We start from the raw sequence: 19,636 nt of genomic DNA, 5'->3' as shown, positions 1-19,636 counted from the left end.
GTGCCGGCCATGCTTGCGCTGCTGAACCTCGGCGGCTGGACCGAAGCCCTTGTGCGGATCTTTCGGTGGCCGATGATGCTGCTCCTGGTCGGCCTCGGGATCACGCTGATCTATCGCTACGGCCCCAGCCGTGAAAGGGCAAAGTGGCAATGGGCGACATGGGGCGCCTTCCTTGCGGCTGTGGTCTGGGTCGCAGTCTCGATAGGGTTCTCCTATTATCTTGAGAACTTCGCCGACTATAACGCGACGTATGGAGCCCTGGGGGCAGTCATCGGCTTGATGATGTGGACCTGGATCTCCGTGATTGTCCTGATTGTGGGCGCGGAGCTGAATGCCGGAATGGAGCATCAGACCGCCAAGGACACCACCACAGGTGCGCAGCAGCCGATGGGTGCGCGAGGTGCCACGGTCGCCGACACGCTGGGCGGATCGGCCGATGCCGCCGACCAGCAGTCGCGTTCGGGCGAGCACAACACCTAATGCGCAGATCACTTGGAATCTCCGCGCAACTTCGCTTGGCGCAATCACTGACATCAGCATTGGCGACGAGTTTGCAAGGACGGCTCATCATGGGCTATGGCAAGTCAGATCGCGAGCGTATGAATACCTTCAGGCGCAGTCCCCATCCTGCTCAGACCCCGCGGATAGCAAGCGCGACATCTGCGGAGAACGGCGGCACATCAAGCTTCAGCCAGCCGTCCGAATTCGCTTGCCATTCCGCCGTTTGCCTGCCGGCCGCGGTATCCCAGGCGATGACGCGATAGGTGCCGCGAGCCAAACCGGGCAGCTGCAAGGCGGCCGGAACCGGCGCAGCGCCGGCACGCAGCATACCGTTTGGCCCGATCGTGTCGCGGCGAACCAGCCAGACCACTGCCTGAGAATCGTCAGCGCAGGCAACAGCCGCGGCGTCCTGACCGGAAACCCGCATCTTGTTGCCGAGATGGGCACGCCGGAACGAAACCCAGTCGATCAGAGGGAGGAAATCGGCCAGCGAACCCTGCGCCCGCCGCATGCCGGGGGTGAGCATGTGCGGGGTGCGGTTTGGCCACCGCATGCCGCCACCGGCGCCCCCCGCCGCCAGGTGAGCCCATTGCAAATGGCGGAAATATTCATCATCGAAAGGTTCCGGAAGCGTGATCTTCTTGTCCTTGAACGAGTGGATCGGGCCGTGCTCGGAATCGAGAAAAGGGCGGCCGTCACGGATTTCGCCGAGCGCCTCTCCGACGATCCGCGCCATGCCGAGCGCCGGCGCTACCGTGTCGCTGGGGTCGTCGATTGTGCCCTCCTCGTAGAGATGGAGAGAGGCGAAGTCGAGGTCTGGGTGGCGGAAGATCGGCCCCGGCAACGGCATGTGGGGCCGCCAGCGAAGCTCAGGTCCGAACAGCGAGACGGTCTGCGGGTGAGAGCGGCCGTAAAGTGACGTTTCCAGCCGGCGCACAAAATCGCTGAGATCATGGATGAAGGCGCCGAATCCATCCGCGTTGCCCTGAGACTGCTCGGGATGGATCTCGTTCCAGAGGTCCCATGCGAAGAGGGCTCCGCTGCCGCTCCATCTGCGAACCACGAATTCCAGCCGGGCCTTGATCGCGCGGCGCGTCTCGGCGCAGATCAGGAATCGCGACGGGTGGTCCAGCACGCCTCCGTTATTGCGGTTGTAGGGGTGGTGGCGCCAGTGGAGCCACTGCCAGAACGTATCAAAGGGGGTGAGCAGGATTCTTAAGCCCTGTCTTTCGCAAAGACGAAAGAGGTCGTCCCACAATTGCACCATAGCCGGCACGAAGCGGCCCTGCGGCTTCTCGAAGTAGCGGTGGCGAACCTGGGCATATTCCAGCATCAGCCTGAGGCAGGTGACACCGCTTTCCTTCAGCCAACGGAGATGGCTTTCCACGCCGGCCATATCGGCGCGCCGGAACAGGCCATTGAGTTCGGGCCAGCTTACCGCATCGTTCTGCCCAATCGGCGTCCATGACTGGCCGTTCTCGGTGACGAAATAGGAACCGGCCACCTTGATCCAAGGCAGGCCCGCAGCCGATCTCGGCGCAGAGTCTTCCACTTCGCCGACCAGCGGTATCGCCAATCTAATATCGTTCAAGGCATGCTCGAATTTCGTCCGCAGAGCAGTATAACTGCCGCGATGGCAAAATGTTTCGCCGGGCAGTGGATGTTCTCCGTACAGCAACTCCGGACTGCAGACTGGAGAGACGCCCTCCTCGGCAGGAGCTCCGACGCCGCCCCCTCATAACCGCGCGCGCCGTAGCGTATCGCAATGTCGACTCCGTCCCAGATGATCGTCGGTCTGTCACCAGAGAAGTTGCAGGCCGCAGAACGCACGCCAGGTGCAGATCGTCGTGTCAGAACCCTCGCCGCCGACGTGACGAAGGAGGCGGAAATTGCATGGCTGTTCGACGAAGTCGGGGCTTTCGATCGTCTCGTCTCGACGGCCGGAACACCGCCGCGGGGCGATCCCATTGATCGTACCGACACGGATTTAGTGCGCCGCTTCGTCGACAAAGAGCAGGAATGCCAAGTTGGGCGGGTCGCCCGCCGAACCAGAAATATCTCAGCCGAAGGGGAACCTCACGCTCGCAGGCAAGTTCGGTACGCGATGTGGGGGAGATTGCGCCATCTCATCGGTTTTATCGTTGTCGTGCTTGCGATCTTCTCCTTCCTCGCATTCCATTGGGAGGGACTATGCAGCGCGACGACGATCAACGAGGCTCGGCTTCAGAGCCCCAGTCTGTCATCCTGAGGTCGCCCTGCTCACCGGCAACACCTGGACTCCGCCCCGCTCGCGTTCGCTTGGTCAACATTCGACGCTTGCACCCGTACCACTCAGAGGCGACGTGATGGCGGCCCGAATGAAATTGTGGTGGGGGTCGAAACTGGCAATGGTCGATCGCCTAGCAATGGCCGATGGCCTAGTGGGAGCTCTGGCGCGAGCCTTGGCCGACGGGTCGCACGTATGAGCAACGAGCCGGCGCGTCCGCCAGGCGAATGCCCGTCCGCGTTTGCCAGCTTCTTCATGGCTGGCTTCGAATGTTCATCGCATCGGCGCGGCGACGGAGTGCGCCTTGATTTGATTCGCGCGACCGCACACGATAAACACGCTCTCGCCGACTATCGCAGTTGTGCTGCCCTTGGGCTTCATACGATCCGCGACGGCTTGCGCTGGCACCTGATTGAAACTGCGCCCGGAGTCTTCGACTGGTCGGGTTGGATCTCAATGATCGAAGCAGCCCACGCGGCGGGGGTGCAGGTCGTCTGGGATATCTTCCACTATGGCTCACCAGATCACGTAGACCAAGGCGCCCCAGATTTTATAGAGGCCTATGTTCGCTTCGCCGCTGAAGCTGTCCGGGTCCACCGCTCCGTCACGGGAGTAGCTCCCCTGGTGTGCCCGATCAATGAGATCTCATTTTTCGCATGGGCGATAGAGGTCGGCTATTTCCCACGCGTGGGGCCGAAGAAGCGGGGATGGTTCAAGCGACAGCTTGTGAGGGCAGCGGTTGCCGGCGCCAAGGCGATGCGCGATGCCGAACCTGATTGCCGGTTCATATGGGCTGAACCGCTAATCCATGTGGCGCCCCGCGACCGTAGTCGTGCCGAGCAGCGGCGCGCGGAAAATGTTCGTCAGGGCCAGTTTGAAGCCTATGACATGCTGACGGGACGTGCCGAGCCCGAATTGGGCGGCAGCGACGACTGTGTCGACGTCATCGGACTTAACTTTTATCCGCACAATCAATGGTACTTTCACGGGCCAACGATACCGATGGGCCACCACGAATATCGGGCGCTTTCCGACATGTTGGTTGAAGTCGCAGAGCGCTACAGAAAGCCCATGTTCATCGCCGAGACAGGCGCTGAAGGATCAGGCCGGCCGGCATGGCTCCATTATGTTTGCGATGAGGTCCGTGACGCAATGAGCCGTGATGCCCCGGTTCAGGGTATATGTCTGTACCCGGTGACCGCGTATCCCGGCTGGGACAATTCGCGCCACGCGGAAGTCGGCTTGTTCTCCACGATTCATGCCGACGGTTCGCGCAGTCTTCGCCAGCCGGTTGCCGATGAATTGGATCGCCAGCGCAGATTGTTCGCGGCAGGTGTTTCGTAGCGGTCGAAGAAGGAGCGGGCCACGTCAGTAGGTGGGGAACTGCTCCGAATGTTGGCCGAGCGTCGTCCGCTGCGTAAGCATCTGCACGGTGCCGTTTGCCGGCAGGCTCTGTTGAATGCGCGCAAACGTCGCCAAAGCCTGACCGACAACCTGATCCATATTGTAGTAGCGGTACGTGGCCAGGCGCCCGACGAACCACACGTCCGGGCACGCCGCTGCCAGTGCTTCATAGCGTTTGTACAGCGCCTCGTTTTCCGCCCGCGGCACCGGGTAATAGGGATCGCCGATATCGGTTGGATATTCGTAAGTCAGGCTGGTCTTCGGGCTCTGCTGACCGGTCAGATGCTTGTACTCGGTAATGCGGGTATAGTTTTCCGTCTGCGGATAATTGACAACGGCGACCGGCTGAAACTGCTCGCAATCAAGCGTCACGTGCTCGAACCGCAGTGACCGATAAGGCAGACGACCAAGGCTCCAATCGAAATATTCATCAATCGGCCCGGTGTAGATCAGCCGCTGAAAGGGGATCGTGTCGCGAATTTCGCGATAGTCGGTCTGCAGCATGATCTTGATCCTCGGGTTGTCCAGCATGCGCTGGAACATGCGAGTATACCCGCCAGCCGGCATATTCTGGAAAGTGTCGCCAAAGTAGCGATCATCGCGGTTGGTTCGGGTAGGAACCCGCGCAGTCACGGACTTGCTTAGTTGGGCCGGATCGACGCCCCACTGCTTCCTTGTGTAGCCGCGAAAGAATTTTTCGTAGAGTTCCCTGCCAACGGTGCTCACAACCACGTCTTCGGCGGTCCGGACCTCCTCGACCGTTTCTCGCCGGGATGCGAAGAACTCCTCCAACTGCTCGGGCGTCAATTCAAGACCGTACAGGCGATTGATCGTGTCGAGGTTGATCGGTATCGGCAGCAGTTTTCCGTCGACCGAAGACAGTACGCGATGTTCGTAAGGCCTCCATTCGGTGAACTGCGAGAGGTGGTCGATGATCGATCGGGCGTTGGTGTGGAATATATGCGGCCCATAGCGGTGGACCAGAATCCCCGCTTCATCGTAACAGTCATAAGCGTTGCCGCCGATGTGATTTCGCCGGTCGATGAGCAGGACGCTTTCCTGCCGTTGCGATGCGATGCGTTCGGCGAGCACGCTGCCAGCGAAGCCGGCGCCGACAATCAACCAATCGAACATGGTCAGGCTCCCCGGCGCAAAGGCACAATGCTTTTCATTGCATAGGCGCGCTGAATATGGGCAGCCATTGCGTCCCACGTTCGTTCCCAGGACATGTTAGCGAGGTAGGCATCGACTTCCTTCAACAGGAAATTCCGGGGACGTGACAGAAGGGACCGAAGCTTGGTTTCGATGTCTTCGGCGTCAACAATGTCGACCAGGCCTTCGGCACCATAGGTGCGCACGACGTCCACAATCGCCGTGGAGACCACCGGCAGTCCGGCGGCCAGGAACTCAGGAGTTTTGGTCGGGCTGATATAGCGTGTCGCCTCATTGAGCGCGAAGGGCATCCAGCCGGCGCTCCAGTGCCTGAGATAGCCAGGCAGGTCGGCGTAGGGTTTGGCACCCAGCCAATGCAAGTTACTTGCGCGCGGCAGGCTTAGCGGGTCGATCTTGACCACCGGGCCGAGCATGACGAAATGCACTTCGGGCATTGCCGCAGCCGCCTGTGCGATCATTTCAACGTCGAGCCGTTCGTCGATCACGCCGAAGAAGCCTACTCTCGGGTGAGGTATGTCTGCCTGGTCTATAGGGTCATCGCCGGGCTCTCTTGCCTTGTGGAAATGCGCAACGTCTATGCTGCTGGGGAAGGGAAAAATCGACTTGTGGAGGCTTCGTTTGGCCTCGTACAGACTCTGCCCGCCCGTGAACACGACATCAGCGCGCTGGAACAGCGCTTTTTCCATCTGCTGCAACTCTGCCGGCGCGTTCTTGAAGGCGGAGAGTTCATCCATGCAGTCGTAGACGCATACATCGCAGGCTATATGGTCACTGAAACGCAGCGCCATGGGCGTGTAGTACCATATAGTCAGCCGGTCATGCGGAGTTGAGTTGACGATCTGGTCGACGAATCTGCGCTGGATAGCGTCCGCCTTTGTTGCGGAAATGCCGGCCGGAAGAACCGGGGTTACGATTGTGATCATTGCAGATCGAGCGTTCACCCGCATCGAAGGATAGCGTATTTCCTCGTAGATCGGCTCCTCAAAGTAAATTAGCTGCTGCTGTTTTGAGGCGCGCGTCAGAATATGCTGCGGGCGTTGGTGTACGAAATCCCACCTGAGGTGAGAAAAGCAAAGTATAATAGACGATTTTATGGGGGTAATTGATTTATTTTTTTTGCCACCCGCTATTTTCATGTAACAAGCCTCTTTAGTTATAGCCTGTAATTCTCCAGATTAACATATGTTAATCGAAGCACGCTCCTGATGAAGCCTTCATCCGCACATCTAACTTTCATTTGAGTAAGTTGTTCCACGGATTTTGACTGGCTGTAGCCGCCGAGCCGGCCACTTGCGTAATTGTTCGAAGAGAAGCGGCGCTGCTACCAACACCTGAAGAACATGTCGCCTCGGCCAAGGCGGAGGCCCTTGCAGCTTCAGATCTCGCCAAATGTGGCGCATTGCCACAGAACGGCTGAAATCCGCTCAATCGTTCAACCACCATTCATGAGCGCAGGTATAAGAGTTAATGAGCCGCGCATGATTCGTTTTGGTCGCCACAGATGGCCCGACGCATGGGTCGATGCAGGCAGCCACCGTGAGAGAGCCGCAAGGAATGAAGTTCAACTTTGAAACCAACGTCTTTCCGTTGTTTCACCCGCAGTCCGTGGATGATCTGAAGGATCCCTGTCCGGTGTTCGACGGCGCGCTTTGGCACGTCTTCGGTTCCAGCGGCACTGTCACGACCGAGAGCTGGAATATACTACATGCCACGGCTCCGGACCTTTATGGGCCGTGGACCGAGCATGAGGCGCTCGACTTGGCGGTAACTGGATCGGGCATAGCGGCGCCCGGCGTCATTCATGAATGCGGCGTCTTCCATATGTTTATCCAGACCGAATTCATGAAGTCGGGGGGACGTTGCGAGCATGCGGTTTCCAATGATGGCTTCAACTGGGTGGTGCTGAATCCGGCGATATTGTCCCTGCCGGACACCGATGAGGACGGTATCTACGATCCCCATCCGGCGATTATCGGCGGGAAGCGCTACATCGTCTATTCAGGCATGCCTAAATTCACCAGGGTGCCGCAGCCTGACGTCTATCTGGCGCGCAGCCAATCCGATTCCTGGTTCGGGCCATGGAAACGTCTCGGCAAGATATTGGACCATCTCGACGTTCCCCATCACAATGCGCGCGAGCATCCGGACTACGAATGGGGGATCGAGGGCGCCCAACTGGTCGAATTGCCCGACGGTCGCGTGCTTCTCAACGCCACCTGCTTCCTTCCCGACGTTCCGCGCGGAAGTCGTCAGCGCGTATTCTTCGCCATCGCCGACGACGTCCAGGGTCCCTACGTGTCGGTCGGCCCTGTGCTTGATCCTGGTGAGCCTGGGGAGAACGGCCATTCGACGGTGATGATCGAGGGCGGGAAACTGACTTTGTTCTACCAGAGCAGACGTGAGGCAACGAACCATCGCTGGCGTTTCGGACTGGCTAGGTGCGACCTGGATCAGCAAGTCCTTTCACGAGTCGCCTAACAGGGACGACCAGCCCACTTCAGATAATCATCTTTGTAATCGGGTTGCTGCCGCGTGCCGAGCGATCCTCAATCAATCCAGATCGGTCGACTTAGCCGAACATCGCAGAGACTACGAGGCCGGCGGTTGGACAGGATTTGACGCCGAGGCGGAAGACTATACTCCCGACGAGATCGAGCGGGATCGGGCTCGTGACCTCAACCGCCTCTGATCGAGGAACCCCGCTGCCCGAAAGGTAGCGGGGAATTCTCACTCTCTTCATAGCCCGCTTTGAGCGTTGCGCGAAATCGCGCCCAGTGCAAAGGCGCTGCGCCATCCAGCCTTCGCTAGTCCCTTCGCTGGTGAGACTCTGCCTTGCTCTGCGCAGTGTCGATGGTCCCTCTGAGAAGCTGCACTGGGCATCAACAGCAATTCGGCCAAGTCGAATGCGACAGTATCAGATTCCGCGGAACCAAGGAGGTAGCGGGGCATTTCTGCCTACCGGTGCTTTAATGGAGGCGACCATGGGTTTCTTCAGCAAACTGCTCAAGAGTTTCAAAACAGCAAACCCTGCGAAATCGAGCAGCGGAAACATGCAGAAAGACACCGGCGCCGGGCCCGCTTTGGCGGCGCATTCCAAGGATGCCAAAGCAAGTGGGAAGGCTGGGCAGAACGCATCGGCAGCCACCAAGAAGAGGTGAGACGCCCTGGCTTTCAAAGCGTAGCGTCATCAAAGTGGATGAAGTCCGCCGACTCCATCGAGCCGTCGTCGCAAACAAGCCAGCCGCTTGGTTGGCCTTCATTATCGATGTTTGGCCAATGCCGCGTCACGAACCCAACCGGACTGCCTCCAGCAAATTGCACTCATCGGTTACTAATGTTTCGGAAAACCGCGACAATCGTCACAGCTAAGACTTCCACATCCCGGCTAAAATGGTCGATTTATTCATCTGCGCAAACCTGATCAAAGACGCGTTCACAAACAGCCAGATCGTGAGGGCTGAGGCAGGTGCGATTGAAACGCGGGCGCGGCATTTGAAAGCCTTCGAGCCCCCCGCTGCACGTGCAAAAGAAAGCGGGCTTTCACACCCAGACCGAGGAGAGCGGCAGTCCGGTCCTCGTGCAAGAAACGCCGGTCGTTGAGTGTTTGTTCCCGGTTGGGGACCAAGCTATCGAGCGATCGGAACTAACGGTCTGTGGCGGCGTTGCGATGGCAGTAAAATTATGCTGACCAACGGAGACAGACATGACCGACTCCAAGGAACGTCTGACGCAGTGGCTTCGCGACGCTCACGCCATGGAAGAACAGGCCGAGACGATGTTGAGCGGCCAAATCGAGCGTCTCGAAAACTATCCCGAGCTACGCGACCGGATGACGCTGCACCTCGAAGAAACGAGGCAACAGGCAAAACGTCTCGAACAATGCCTCGATCGCATGGGGGAAGGATCATCAACGCTTAAAGACGCCGGCGGTAAGCTAATCGCCATGGGACAGAGCATCAGCGGCCTGTTCGCAGGCGACGAGGTGATGAAAGGATCGCTGGCCAGCTACACATTCGAGCATATGGAGATCGCAAGCTACAAAATGCTCATCGCCGCAGCCGGCGAGGTCGGCGATTCCGAGACCCAAAGCGCGTGCAAGGCAAACCTGCGCGAGGAAGAGGCGATGGCTGAATGGCTGGAAAGCAAACTCGGCACCGTCACCAGTGAATTCCTCAGACGCGAGGAGCGGGATTCCGATGCCGCGAAACGGTGACGTAGGCGGACATTCTGATTGATTGCTGCCTACAGAAACCGCTCCCCTTCGGCGCGGTGCTCGAAACAGAACCAGTGCGGCGTCTGCCTCGGCCTGGCGAAGTAGCGGTGCGACGCCGCCGCGGTGAGGATCGTCCAATTGCCGGCACCCAACTGCTGCGTGAATGGCAGGGCGTAGAGCAGACCGTGACGGTCCTTGCTGATGGCTACGAATGGCAAGGCAGGCCTTACCAGTCGCTGTCCTCAGTCGCGCGCGCGATCACCGGCACGCGCTGGAACGGCTGGCTGTTTTTCGGCCTGAAGAACCATTGCAGCAAGGCGAGGGGCCGGTCATGAACATGGCGGGCCCGAAGACCATCGTCCGCAAGCTGCGCTGCGCGGTCTACACCCGCAAGTCCAGCGAGGAGGGGCTCGACATGGAGTTCAACTCGCTCGATGCGCAGCGCGAGGCCTGTGAGGCCTTTGTGGCCAGCCAGAAGGCCCTTGGTTGGGTTCTGGTGCCCGATCACTACGATGATGGCGGGATCTCTGGTGCGACGCTGGAACGCCCTGCCTTGAAGCGCCTGCTGACCGACATGGACGTGGGCCTGGTCGACGTGGTCGTGGTCTATAAGATCGACCGCCTGTCACGCTCGCTCATGGACTTCTCGCGGCTGGTCGAAGCCTTTGATGCCAACGACGTCACCTTCGTCTCGGTGACCCAGAGCTTTAACACCACCACCTCAATGGGTAGGTTGACGCTCAACATCCTCCTCTCCTTCGCGCAGTTCGAACGCGAGGTGATTGGCGAGCGCATTCGTGACAAGTTCGCCGCATCGCGAAAGCGTGGCATGTGGATGGGCGGCTGGGCGCCGCTCGGCTACGACATCAAGGACCGCAAGCTGGTCATCAACGAGGCTGAGGCGGCAAATGTCCGCATGGTGTTCGAGCGGTTTATCTCGACCGGCTCGGCAACAACCCTTTCCAGGATTTTGACGGCCGAAGGGATTTTAACCCGTCGCGGCCGTCCATTGGACAAGGGCGTAATCTACAAGCTGCTCAACAACCCTGTCTATGTCGGCGAAGCCGTGCACAAGGGTGCCTCCTATGCTGGTGAACACCAGGCCATCATCAGCCGCGGCCTCTGGGCCAAGGTGCAGGCTATCCTGTCAGATGGATCGAGGAAACGCGCAGCCAACACTCGCGCGCAGACACCGGCGCTGCTGAAGGGTCTTCTATTTGGGCCGACGGGATGTGCGATGTCGCCAACCCATACGCGCAAGGCAGGCAAGCTCTACCGCTACTATGTTAGCCAATCGGTGCTAAAGCACGGTACTGGCGCATGCCCAGTTGGGCGCCTGCCAGCGGCCGAGGTCGAGGCAGCCGTCATTGATCAGTTGCGCGTCCTCCTCCGTGCTCCCGAGATCATCATCGCCACCTGGAAAGCAGGGCGCGAACACGATGCCGAGATCAGTGAAGACGAGGTGAGGGCGGCGCTGCTCGGACTCGATCCGCTCTGGAATGAACTCTTCCCCGCCGAGCAGGCACGCATCGTCCGGTTGCTGGTCGAACGCGTGGACGTGACAATGGACAGCCTTTCCATCCGCCTGCGCACCGAGGGATTGGTCGGTCTTGCGGCCGATCTCGCTCAACGTCAAAATGTCCCGAGCGCAACATGATAACCAACAGCGACACCGGCAGCGACACCAACATCATCACCGTCCAAGTTCCGCTGACGCTTCGCAAGCGGGGAGGGCGCAAGCTGATCGTCGCGCCGGTCGGCCAGGAGCGTTGGGCCTCTGCTCGGCCACGCGTCGACAATACACTCGTCAAGGCGATCGCACGCGCCTATCGCTGGCAGCAGATGCTGAAGCAGGGCGCCTACGCGAGCGCGGAGGATATCGCCAAGGTAGAGAAAATTAGCGCCTCATATGTCAATCGTCTCTTGCAACTGACGCTGCTTTCTCCGGCAATCGTCGAGACGGTCCTCGACGGGCACCAACCAGCCACGATGACCACCGCTGATCTACTTCAACCGGTACCGGCGCAATGGCACGCACAACGGGCGCTGCTATGTTAGGTCCGCTTTGCGCCCCATATCGGCCGTTGAGGTGACCGTTGCTACTGCCTGAAAGCAGACATTGTTGCGACCATTCTGGACGTCGCGGTTGCGGCATAACCGACGTTCGCGCGAGAAATGGAGCCAAGCGGTCAATACGTTGGGATTCAGTTCGCCGCGCCGACCCGCTTGCGCTCCCGGGTTTCCAGCAGCTTCGTCAGCCAGTCTGGATCCATCTCCGGCACGGAGGAGAGAAGCAGTTCGGTATACGGAGCATGCGGCGGCGTCAGGATTTCGGTCTTGAGCCCCTGCTCGACGACTTTGCCTTGATGCATGACGACAATTTCGTCGGCGATTGCCCTCACCGTCGCGATGTCGTGCGTGATGAAAATGTAGCTGACTCCGAATTCTTGTTGCAGCCGCATAAGAAGCTTCAGGATCTCTTCCTGTACGATCTGGTCGAGGGCTGAGGTCACCTCGTCGCAGATGATGAGCTCCGGATTAGCAGCCAGCGCCCGGGCAATGCAGATGCGCTGCTTCTGACCGCCCGAGAGTTCGCTCGGCAGACGATCGAGGAAGCTTTCGTCCATCTCGATCATGTGCATGAGTTCGCCAACCCGGCGGTCGCACGCCCCCCCTTTGAGGCCGAGATAGAACTCGAGTGGCCGGGAGATGACTTCCTCGACGGTCTGACGCGGATTGAGCGCGTTGTCAGGCATCTGGTAGATCATCTGAATGCGGCGCAGAATGTCTTTGGGCCTCTCTTTCAGTGTTCTTGGCAGACGATGCCCCGCAAATGAGATCGAGCCCGAGACCGGCGGCAGCAGGCCGGTGATGACGCGGGCGAGCGTTGATTTACCGGAACCAGATTCACCAACGACCGCTACCGTCCGTCCGCGCGGCACCTTGATCGATACATCCTGCAGAACCTTGACTTTCCCTGCGTAGGCGGCGGTGATGTTATCGATCGTGAGCAGATGGTCCGCGGCCGGCACTTCGGGTTTGGCTAGCTTTCGCACCGCCCAGAGCGTCCTCGTATAGTCTTCGGCCGGCGCGGCAAGCATCTGGCGTGTTTCGGCCTCCTCCACAGTACGGCCATGGCGCAGAACCATGATCCGGTCCGCCATCTGCGCAACCACGGCCAGATCATGCGTGACGTAGATCGCGGCAGTGTTGAATTCTTCGACAATCTGGCGGATCGAGGCGAGGACCTCGACCTGTGTGGTCACATCGAGCGCCGTCGTCGGCTCGTCGAAGATGATCAGGTCGGGCCGGCAGGCCATAGCCATCGCCGTCATAGCCCGCTGCAACTGTCCTCCGGAGACCTGGTGAGGATAGCGGAAGCCGATGGTCTCCGGATCCGGCAGGTGAAGACGCCGGTAAAGTTTGATGGCATCCCGATTCGCTGCCTCGCGACTGGCGATCCCGTGCGCCACGACCGTTTCGACGGTCTGATCGAGGAGCCGATGGGCCGGGTTGAAGGAAGCGGCCGCGCTTTGCGCGACATAGGCGATGCGCGAGCCTCGGAGCCGCCGCCGTGCGGTTTCCGTCATGGCGAGGAGGTCGACCCCGTCGAACAGGATGGATCCTTGCGTGATCCGGCAGCCTGGCTTGGCATATCCCATCGCGGCAAGCCCAATGGTGGACTTTCCGGCGCCGGACTCGCCAATGAGGCCGAGAACCTCACCGCGGTTTAGCGAGAGATCCACACCGCGAACGATCGGATGCCAGCGCTCGTCGGAAAACCCTTCGACGTGAAGGTTGCGAACGCTGAGGAGTTTCGTGCCCTTTTCGCGTTGGCCAGAATTCTTACTTTTCATCGCGCAACCCGCTTGTCGCATGCAAGAACCAGTCGACAACGAAATTCACCGAGACCGTGAGAAGGGCAATGGCGCCTGCCGGCAAGAGCGGAGTGATGTCGCCATAGGTGATGAGGGTAGCGTTTTCCCGCACCATCGAGCCCCAGTCGGCAGTCGGCGGCTGGATGCCGACGCCGAGAAAGGAGAGCGCGGCGATGGTGAGGAAAACGAAACAGAAGCGCAGGCCGAATTCCGCGATCAGCGGCGGCAGTACGTTGGGCAGGATCTCCTTGGTCAGAATCCATCTCGGCCCTTCGCCACGCAGTTGCGCGGCTTCGACATATTCCATGACGGCAACATTCAGCCCGACCGCGCGCGCCAGCCGGAATACGCGGGTCGAATCGAGCAGGGCGATGATGAGGATCAGGCTGGTGACCGACGAACCGAAGATGGATAGCAACATCAGCGCGAAGATGAGGCTCGGGATCGACATCAGCACATCTACCGCGCGCGACAGAATCTGGTCGAGCCACCCCCGGTACATCGCGGCCAGCAAACCGAGCGTGACGCCGACCGCGAAGGACAGAAGCGTAGTCGCGAAGGCGATGCCGATCGTATTGCGCGCGCCATAGATCAGCCGGGTGAGCACGTCGCGACCGAGTTGGTCGGTCCCGACGATGAACTCCTGGCTCCAAGGCGCGAAAGCCTCGGTGAAAACCTGCGTTTCTCCGTACGGCGCTATCCAGGGCGCTAACAGCGCGACGAAGACATAGCCAAGGATGACCACGATGCCGAACCAAGCGCTGAATGGAGCCTTTTTGAGTGCGGTTTTTATCCGGGAGGCGCGTGTGCGCCTCTGTCTCGGAACCGCCACGGCATGTTCGGTGCTGGTCATCGCGGATGCAAAAGCCTCGGATTGGTGGCGATGGAAATGATGTCGGCGGTCAGGTTGAGCAGGATGTAGGTTGCTGCGAAGATTAGGGCGCAGGCTTGCACGACCGGAACATCCCTGGACTTCACCGCATCGACCATCAATTGGCCGATGCCGGGATAGACGAACACCACCTCGACGACGACCACGCCTACGATGAGATAAGCGAGGTTGAACGCAATTACCGTGACGATAGGCGCCCAGGCATTGGGCAGGGCGTGTCTGAGAACGATTGCCATCGGCGACATTCCCTTGAGCCGCGCCATGTCGATATAGGGGCTTGCCAGCATGTTGATAATCGCAACGCGCGTCATACGCATCATATGGGCAACAATCACCAGCGTGAGGGTGATGGACGGCAACGCTGCGCGCCAGACGTGCTCCCAGAACGGCGTTCGGTCGCTGATGTTCGCCAGTGTCGGAAATTTGGGAACCAGGTTCAGGACCCAGTTGATCGAAGCCGCGAGCCACTCGGGCAGGGATTGTGCGAATTCGGTTCCAATGAACGTGTCGCGCGAGATGATGAGATAGGCCAGCATATAGGCGACGAAGAATTCGGGGAATGAAATCGTCGTCAGCGTCACCGTGTTCACCACACGGTCGAACCAGCTGTTGCGGTAGAGAGCGGCGAGAATGCCGAGTCCCAGCGCGAGTGGAACCGCTATAAGGGCAGTCATCACGGCGAGGAACATCGTGTTGTAGAGCCGGGGCGCAATGATCTCGGCGACCGTGCGCCGGTAGCCGGTGCGGCTTGCGAAGGAAGAGCCGAAATCCCCCTGCACGATCTGTCCGACCCAGGCGAAATAGCGCTCAACCGGCGGACGATCGATGCCGATCTCGCGCTGGAATGCGGCGACCGTCTCGGGCGTCGCGGATTGCCCAAGCATAGCCTTGGCGAAATCGCCCGGAAGCATGGCAATCGCCGAAAAGATGATGATGGTGACGATGAACAGCGTGATCAGGCCGAGGCCCAGGCGCTGCAGAACCGTCCTAACGACCGGATTCATGGGCGGTGCCTTCGAGCGTTTCCCCTGAAAAGAGCGAACCGCCCGCGCCGCGGGCGGCCTCGCCTGGCGAACGTCACGCGTTGGCTACCCACCAGCGCTCTGCCATCTTCAGTCCGTCATTCTCCCAGTTCGGCGCCAGCTCGCCGTGCGCCAGTTTCTTGGACTTGGCGCTTACAAAATTGTTGAAGACCAGGACGATGGCGCCGCCGTCATCATGCGTCAACTGCTGCATTTCGGCATACATCGCGGAGCGCTTGGCCTCGTCGGTCTCCGCGCGTGCCTGGATCAGCAGTTCGTTGAAGCGGGCATTTTTCCAGAACGTCTCGTTCCAGCTGGAATCCGCCGAGTAGGCCTGCGTGAACATCCAGTCGGCCGTTGCACGACCGCTCCAATAGGAGGCGCACCACGGTTTCTTGAGCCAGACATTGTCCCAATAGGCGTCCTCGGCCTCGCGCACCACATTGACATCGATGCCGCATTGGGCCGCCGTCTCGCGGATGAGGGCGGCCGCGTCCACGGCGCCGGCGAAGGCGGCGTCGGCGACGGAAAGGTCGACCTTGAGATTTTCCATTCCCGCTTTTTTCAGATGGAAGCGCGCCTTTTCCGGATCGAACTTGTGCTGCGGCTCCGGATTGATGGCGAACTTTATCGCCGGTGCGATCGGGTTGTCATTTCCGACAGTTGCATGGCCAAGGAAAATCTTCTGCGCGATTTCCTCGCGATCGATGGCCCATTTCAACGCCATGCGCACATCGGGGTTGTCGAATGGCGCAACCGTCACGTTCATAGGCAGCGTGTAGTGGCCGTAGCCGGTCACCTCGAGGATCTCGATATTCGGCTTGCGCTTCAGCATGCCGAGCGTTTTCAGGTCGGCGCGGCCGATATAATCAACCTCGCCGGTTGACAGCGCGGCCATACGCGCGGCGAGGTCCGTGATGGCGATAAACTCGACCTCGTCCAAATAGGGTTTGCCGTTCTTAAAGTAATTGGGGTTGCGCTTGAGCTTCGCCGAGACGCCTGGCTGGAAGTTCTCAAGCACGAAGGCGCCGGTCCGGACGCCCGATTCCCAGTCCGCCTTTCCGTCCTTGGCAGGCATGACGACAAGGTGATAGTCGCTCATGATGTAGGGAAAGTCTGCATTCCCGCTGTTTAGTGTGAAAACGATCGTTTCCGGGCCGTCTGCCTTGATGTTGGTCACCGATTCGAGCAGCGACTTCGCCGCCGATTTGGTGTCGGCCCCCATATGATATTGCATAGAGGCGACCACGTCGTCCGCCGTGATCGTCTTGCCGTTGTGGAAGGTCGCACCTTTGCGCAGCTTGAAGACCCATGTTGTCGCGTCGTCCGAGGTCTCGAAGGTCTCGGCAAGGTCCGGCTGGATGCTGCCTTTCGCGTCGACCTCGGTCAGGCTGTTGGACATGGCACCCGAAAAGGCGGTTTGCGTGAACGTATCGGGATAGCCGGCCGGATCGATCGAATCCGTCGTCGCGCCATGCGCCATGCCGAGCTTGGCGAAGCCGCCCTGCTTCGGTGCGGCCCGCGCCACGCTCACGAAGAGCATATCGGCGGCGGCGACCGTCAGGCCTGCCGCCAGCCCTAGATGGATGAAATCACGGCGCGAAACCTTGCCGCGGCCGATCAGGTTTTGCGCTAAGCGCAGTTTATATTCAGATTCCGACACTGCTTCCTCCCATTGCGGATTTCCCGCATTCTTGTTGTTGGCATTTATCGAGCAGATCTGGTGGATTCAGCCGATTTGCCTCCTTTCGATTTTTCCGGCGGTTTGACGCAAATTTCACGCCGTTACATAGATTTCACCAGCTTCCACCGTGACCGGGAATGTTCGGGCACGCACGCCCGGGTCGACCAGAGCGGCACCGGTCTTTATGTCGAATTCCCACCCGTGCCAGGCGCAGCGCACGATTTCGTTCTCGCGGTGATAGATGAATTGCGCTTGGTCGACCGGTGCCGTGGTTCCGCATTGCGGTCCCTCGCAAAGCGGAGCGCCGCGGTGCGGACAAACGTTCAGCAAGGCATGGAATGAATCTCCGATGCGGAAAACCCCGACTGAAAGGCTGCGGATTTTGGCGATGTACGGAGTTCCGGTCTCGATTTCGTCGACGCGGCAAATGTATGTCTTCTCAGCCATGGTTTGCTCCCGTCACGCGGCATTCGCCGCTTGCGTGCGGGGAATGCGTTTATAGACCTCGAGCGCATTCAATCCCATGATCTTGCTTTTCCAGGCGGGCGGGATGTGCAGCGTGTTGGCATCGTCATAATCCCAATGCGGGTAGTCGGAGGCGAACATCAGCGTGTTCTCGCCGTCCATTGCTTCGAGAGTGGACCAGAGATGCTGAATGTTCGCGGGCTGCTCCAGTGGTTGCGTGGAGAAGCGAATATTGCGCCGGCAATACTCGGAGGGCAGCATCTTCAGCCACGGCGTTTCCTTGCGCAGAGCTTTGTAGTCTGCGTCCAGTCGCCACAATACCGACGGAACCCAAGCCACTCCGCACTCGATGAGCACGAAATATAGATCCGGCCATTTCTCGAAAACGCCATGCGCGATCATGCTTGCAACATGCGACAAGGCCGACATGTGAAGAATTGCGTGCGTCTCCCAGAAAAAGGTCGTCGGAGCCGGCGCGACCGCGTTCCAGTTTATGCCGCCATGACCGCCCAGATGAATTGCAAATGGCAGCCCGACTTCGGCGCAGGCCTCGAAAATGGGGTGGTAAAAGGGATCGCCGTACGGTTTGACCGAGCCTTGGGAGGCTAGAACCTGGACCATACGGGGGTGGTTGCCGAGGCGGCGAATCTCGGCTGCTGCGAGCTTCGGATCCTGCGGCGCGACGATGATCGAACCCATGAAGCGGCTGTCTTTGGGAAGCCACTCGGCGATTTGGTAGTCGTTATAGGCGCTGACCAGCGCGCTAGCGTAGTATGGGTTTGCTAGCGTGGAAGCCTCTATCGGCTCGTCGCCGGTGAGGATGGCGGCCCCGATATTATATTTGTCGAGGTGCTTTTCCTTCATGATGAGATAATTGTCGGCTTCGGTCTCGGGCCTGACATCCTTGCGGGAAAAGTCCTGCGGGTGAAACCAGGGACGGTGCCCGTGCGGGAAGGCGCCTCTCGGACCAGTTTTTTCGCCTTCCATGAACATGTCTTTCCAGACGCCGGAAAGATAGGGCTCGAGCACCGTCGCGCTCGACCAGTAATTGTGACAATCGCAATCGACTATGAACACCCTATCCAACTCCCTGGCGTGGTAGGCCGGCTAACCTAGCCGGCTTCTTCAACGGCAGCTTCCGCCTTGGGCATTATTTGATCAAGCTTGTGATTTGGGCTAATACGATCGGGTTTTTCGATTGGGAGGCGACATGCAGCTGGATCACATCGAGACCTTTCTCGACATCATGGAGTCGCGAAATTTTAACCGCACTGCGGATCGTTTGGGCGTAACGCAGTCAACAGTGAGCACCCGCATCAAGAACCTGGAGCAGGCCATCGGTTCGGAGCTCTTCCTGCGAGGACGAGCCGGCGCCGAGCCGACCGCGGCGGGGCGGCGTTTTGAAGCTTATGCGCGCGCCATGCTGTCGACATGGTCTCAGGCCCGCCATGACGTGCGGGCATTTAACCGGTTCGAAGGCACCTTGCGCGTCGCTGCCCAGGTCGGGATGACGCGCTCGATATTGCCAGGTTGGGTGGAGACGTTGTTCCAAGTGCTGCCGAAATCGTCAATTCACGTAGAATCCGACTATTCGCCGCAGATGATTTCCGATTTGAGCTTGGGAAACCTCGATATTGCTGTGGTCTACGCGCCCAGATACCTCCCTGAAATCGCCTACGATCCTCTGATGGTCGAAGAATATGTGATGGTGTCTACTGCGGCCAGTATCCTGTCGGAGGTCAATCCGGACACGTACATCCGGCCAGGCTACACGGTCGCGCTTGAAAAAGCCCACGCCGAGGCGCTGCCGCAATTGGCGATAGGCCGTCTTTCGATGGGCTCGGAAACGCTCGCCGAAGCGATGCTGCGGCGCATGGGTGGCACTTGCTATATGCGCAGTGACGACGCTCGGCGGTATACCGCCGAGCGGCCATCTTTTGTGGTAGAGGGTGCGCCCGCGCTTCAGCAGCCGGTTCACACCGCTATTTTGGCGCGCCGCAAGCATGAGCCGATCATCCGCAGAGGGATTCGCGCGCTCCATCTGGCTGTTATGTCCATGGAAAGTTAGATCGAAATACCCGATTGTAAAGCCGACATCTGCCACTTTTTTGAAAGTATCCCGGCTGCCATTCTGGCCG

At 59.5% G+C, this 19,636-nt stretch carries 19 protein-coding genes; 10 read left to right on the top strand and 9 right to left on the bottom strand.

Annotated elements, in window-relative coordinates:
- Positions 1 to 480, top strand: a 480-nt coding sequence (locus CIT25_RS29375) for a YihY/virulence factor BrkB family protein (RefSeq protein WP_167391098.1), incomplete at its 5' end; no start/stop codon positions are given.
- Positions 481 to 631: 151 nt separating this feature from the next.
- On the opposite strand, the gene CIT25_RS29370 is transcribed toward CIT25_RS29375, so the two are convergent.
- Complete coding sequence (locus tag CIT25_RS29370; protein WP_206073009.1) at positions 632 to 2,092, bottom strand: glycoside hydrolase 5 family protein; 1,461 nt, start codon at positions 2,090 to 2,092, stop codon at positions 632 to 634.
- A gap of 192 nt (positions 2,093 to 2,284) precedes the next feature.
- Here CIT25_RS29370 and CIT25_RS29365 point away from each other — a divergent pair, with 192 nt between their 5' ends.
- Positions 2,285 to 2,749 (top strand): SDR family oxidoreductase, encoded by a 465-nt coding sequence (locus CIT25_RS29365; RefSeq protein ID WP_095488662.1) that lies wholly within the window; start codon positions 2,285 to 2,287, stop codon positions 2,747 to 2,749.
- Positions 2,750 to 2,962: 213 nt separating this feature from the next.
- Positions 2,963 to 4,111: a glycoside hydrolase family 1 protein gene (locus CIT25_RS29360; protein WP_095488661.1), complete on the top strand. Its 1,149-nt coding sequence runs from the start codon at positions 2,963 to 2,965 to the stop codon at positions 4,109 to 4,111.
- A gap of 24 nt (positions 4,112 to 4,135) precedes the next feature.
- Here CIT25_RS29360 and glf read toward each other — a convergent pair whose 3' ends face one another.
- On the bottom strand, positions 4,136 to 5,305 hold the full coding sequence (gene glf / locus CIT25_RS29355; RefSeq protein WP_095488660.1) for a UDP-galactopyranose mutase: 1,170 nt from the start codon (positions 5,303 to 5,305) through the stop codon (positions 4,136 to 4,138).
- Positions 5,306 to 5,307: 2 nt separating this feature from the next.
- Positions 5,308 to 6,480, bottom strand: a complete 1,173-nt coding sequence (locus CIT25_RS29350; protein ID WP_095488659.1) for a glycosyltransferase — start codon at positions 6,478 to 6,480, stop codon at positions 5,308 to 5,310.
- A gap of 418 nt (positions 6,481 to 6,898) precedes the next feature.
- Here CIT25_RS29350 and CIT25_RS29345 point away from each other — a divergent pair, with 418 nt between their 5' ends.
- From CIT25_RS29345 to CIT25_RS29315, 6 genes are all read left to right on the top strand, one after another.
- Positions 6,899 to 7,822, top strand: a complete 924-nt coding sequence (locus CIT25_RS29345) for a glycoside hydrolase family protein (protein ID WP_095488658.1) — start codon at positions 6,899 to 6,901, stop codon at positions 7,820 to 7,822.
- Between the two features lie 503 nt (positions 7,823 to 8,325).
- On the top strand, positions 8,326 to 8,502 hold the full coding sequence (locus CIT25_RS36985; RefSeq protein WP_023801603.1) for a hypothetical protein: 177 nt from the start codon (positions 8,326 to 8,328) through the stop codon (positions 8,500 to 8,502).
- A gap of 545 nt (positions 8,503 to 9,047) precedes the next feature.
- Positions 9,048 to 9,557 (top strand): ferritin-like domain-containing protein, encoded by a 510-nt coding sequence (locus CIT25_RS29330; RefSeq protein ID WP_095488657.1) that lies wholly within the window; start codon positions 9,048 to 9,050, stop codon positions 9,555 to 9,557.
- 107 nt (positions 9,558 to 9,664) lie between these two features.
- Positions 9,665 to 9,892 carry a DUF2924 domain-containing protein gene (locus CIT25_RS37790; protein WP_337125803.1) on the top strand — a complete coding sequence of 76 codons (228 nt, stop codon included), beginning with the start codon at positions 9,665 to 9,667 and terminating at the stop codon, positions 9,890 to 9,892.
- Between the two features lie 2 nt (positions 9,893 to 9,894).
- Positions 9,895 to 11,214: a recombinase family protein gene (locus tag CIT25_RS29320; RefSeq protein WP_095488671.1), complete on the top strand. Its 1,320-nt coding sequence runs from the start codon at positions 9,895 to 9,897 to the stop codon at positions 11,212 to 11,214.
- A complete protein-coding gene (locus tag CIT25_RS29315; RefSeq protein ID WP_095488655.1) occupies positions 11,211 to 11,615 on the top strand; it encodes a hypothetical protein in 405 nt (134 codons plus the stop codon). Before CIT25_RS29320 ends, CIT25_RS29315 begins: the two co-directional genes overlap by 4 nt.
- Before the next feature lie 146 nt (positions 11,616 to 11,761).
- Here the strand turns inward: CIT25_RS29315 and CIT25_RS29310 are convergent, their stop codons facing one another.
- The 6 genes from CIT25_RS29310 to CIT25_RS29285 all read right to left on the bottom strand — a co-directional run bounded on the left by CIT25_RS29310 (position 11,762) and on the right by CIT25_RS29285 (position 18,575).
- On the bottom strand, positions 11,762 to 13,414 hold the full coding sequence (locus tag CIT25_RS29310) for an ABC transporter ATP-binding protein (RefSeq protein WP_095488654.1): 1,653 nt from the start codon (positions 13,412 to 13,414) through the stop codon (positions 11,762 to 11,764).
- Complete coding sequence (locus CIT25_RS29305; protein ID WP_095488653.1) at positions 13,404 to 14,288, bottom strand: ABC transporter permease; 885 nt, start codon at positions 14,286 to 14,288, stop codon at positions 13,404 to 13,406. Before CIT25_RS29305 ends, CIT25_RS29310 begins: the two co-directional genes overlap by 11 nt.
- The gene (locus CIT25_RS29300) at positions 14,285 to 15,331 is read right to left on the bottom strand and encodes an ABC transporter permease (protein WP_095488652.1); all 1,047 of its coding nucleotides are present in this window, start codon (positions 15,329 to 15,331) and stop codon (positions 14,285 to 14,287) included. Before CIT25_RS29300 ends, CIT25_RS29305 begins: the two co-directional genes overlap by 4 nt.
- 73 nt (positions 15,332 to 15,404) lie before the next feature.
- A complete protein-coding gene (locus CIT25_RS29295; protein ID WP_245330031.1) occupies positions 15,405 to 17,012 on the bottom strand; it encodes an ABC transporter substrate-binding protein in 1,608 nt (535 codons plus the stop codon).
- A gap of 114 nt (positions 17,013 to 17,126) precedes the next feature.
- On the bottom strand, positions 17,127 to 17,480 hold the full coding sequence (locus tag CIT25_RS29290) for a Rieske (2Fe-2S) protein (RefSeq protein ID WP_023797723.1): 354 nt from the start codon (positions 17,478 to 17,480) through the stop codon (positions 17,127 to 17,129).
- Positions 17,481 to 17,492: 12 nt separating this feature from the next.
- Positions 17,493 to 18,575 carry an amidohydrolase family protein gene (locus CIT25_RS29285; protein WP_095488651.1) on the bottom strand — a complete coding sequence of 361 codons (1,083 nt, stop codon included), beginning with the start codon at positions 18,573 to 18,575 and terminating at the stop codon, positions 17,493 to 17,495.
- Positions 18,576 to 18,708: 133 nt separating this feature from the next.
- Here CIT25_RS29285 and CIT25_RS29280 point away from each other — a divergent pair, with 133 nt between their 5' ends.
- Positions 18,709 to 19,566, top strand: coding sequence for a LysR family transcriptional regulator (locus CIT25_RS29280; protein ID WP_095488650.1), 858 nt, complete (start codon positions 18,709 to 18,711; stop codon positions 19,564 to 19,566).
- The last annotated feature ends 70 nt before the right edge of the window (positions 19,567 to 19,636 follow it).

It is taken from the genome of Mesorhizobium mediterraneum, from assembly GCF_002284565.1.
GTDB lineage: Bacteria > Pseudomonadota > Alphaproteobacteria > Rhizobiales > Rhizobiaceae > Mesorhizobium > Mesorhizobium mediterraneum.
This window is presented reverse-complemented; position numbering and strand designations above follow the sequence as displayed.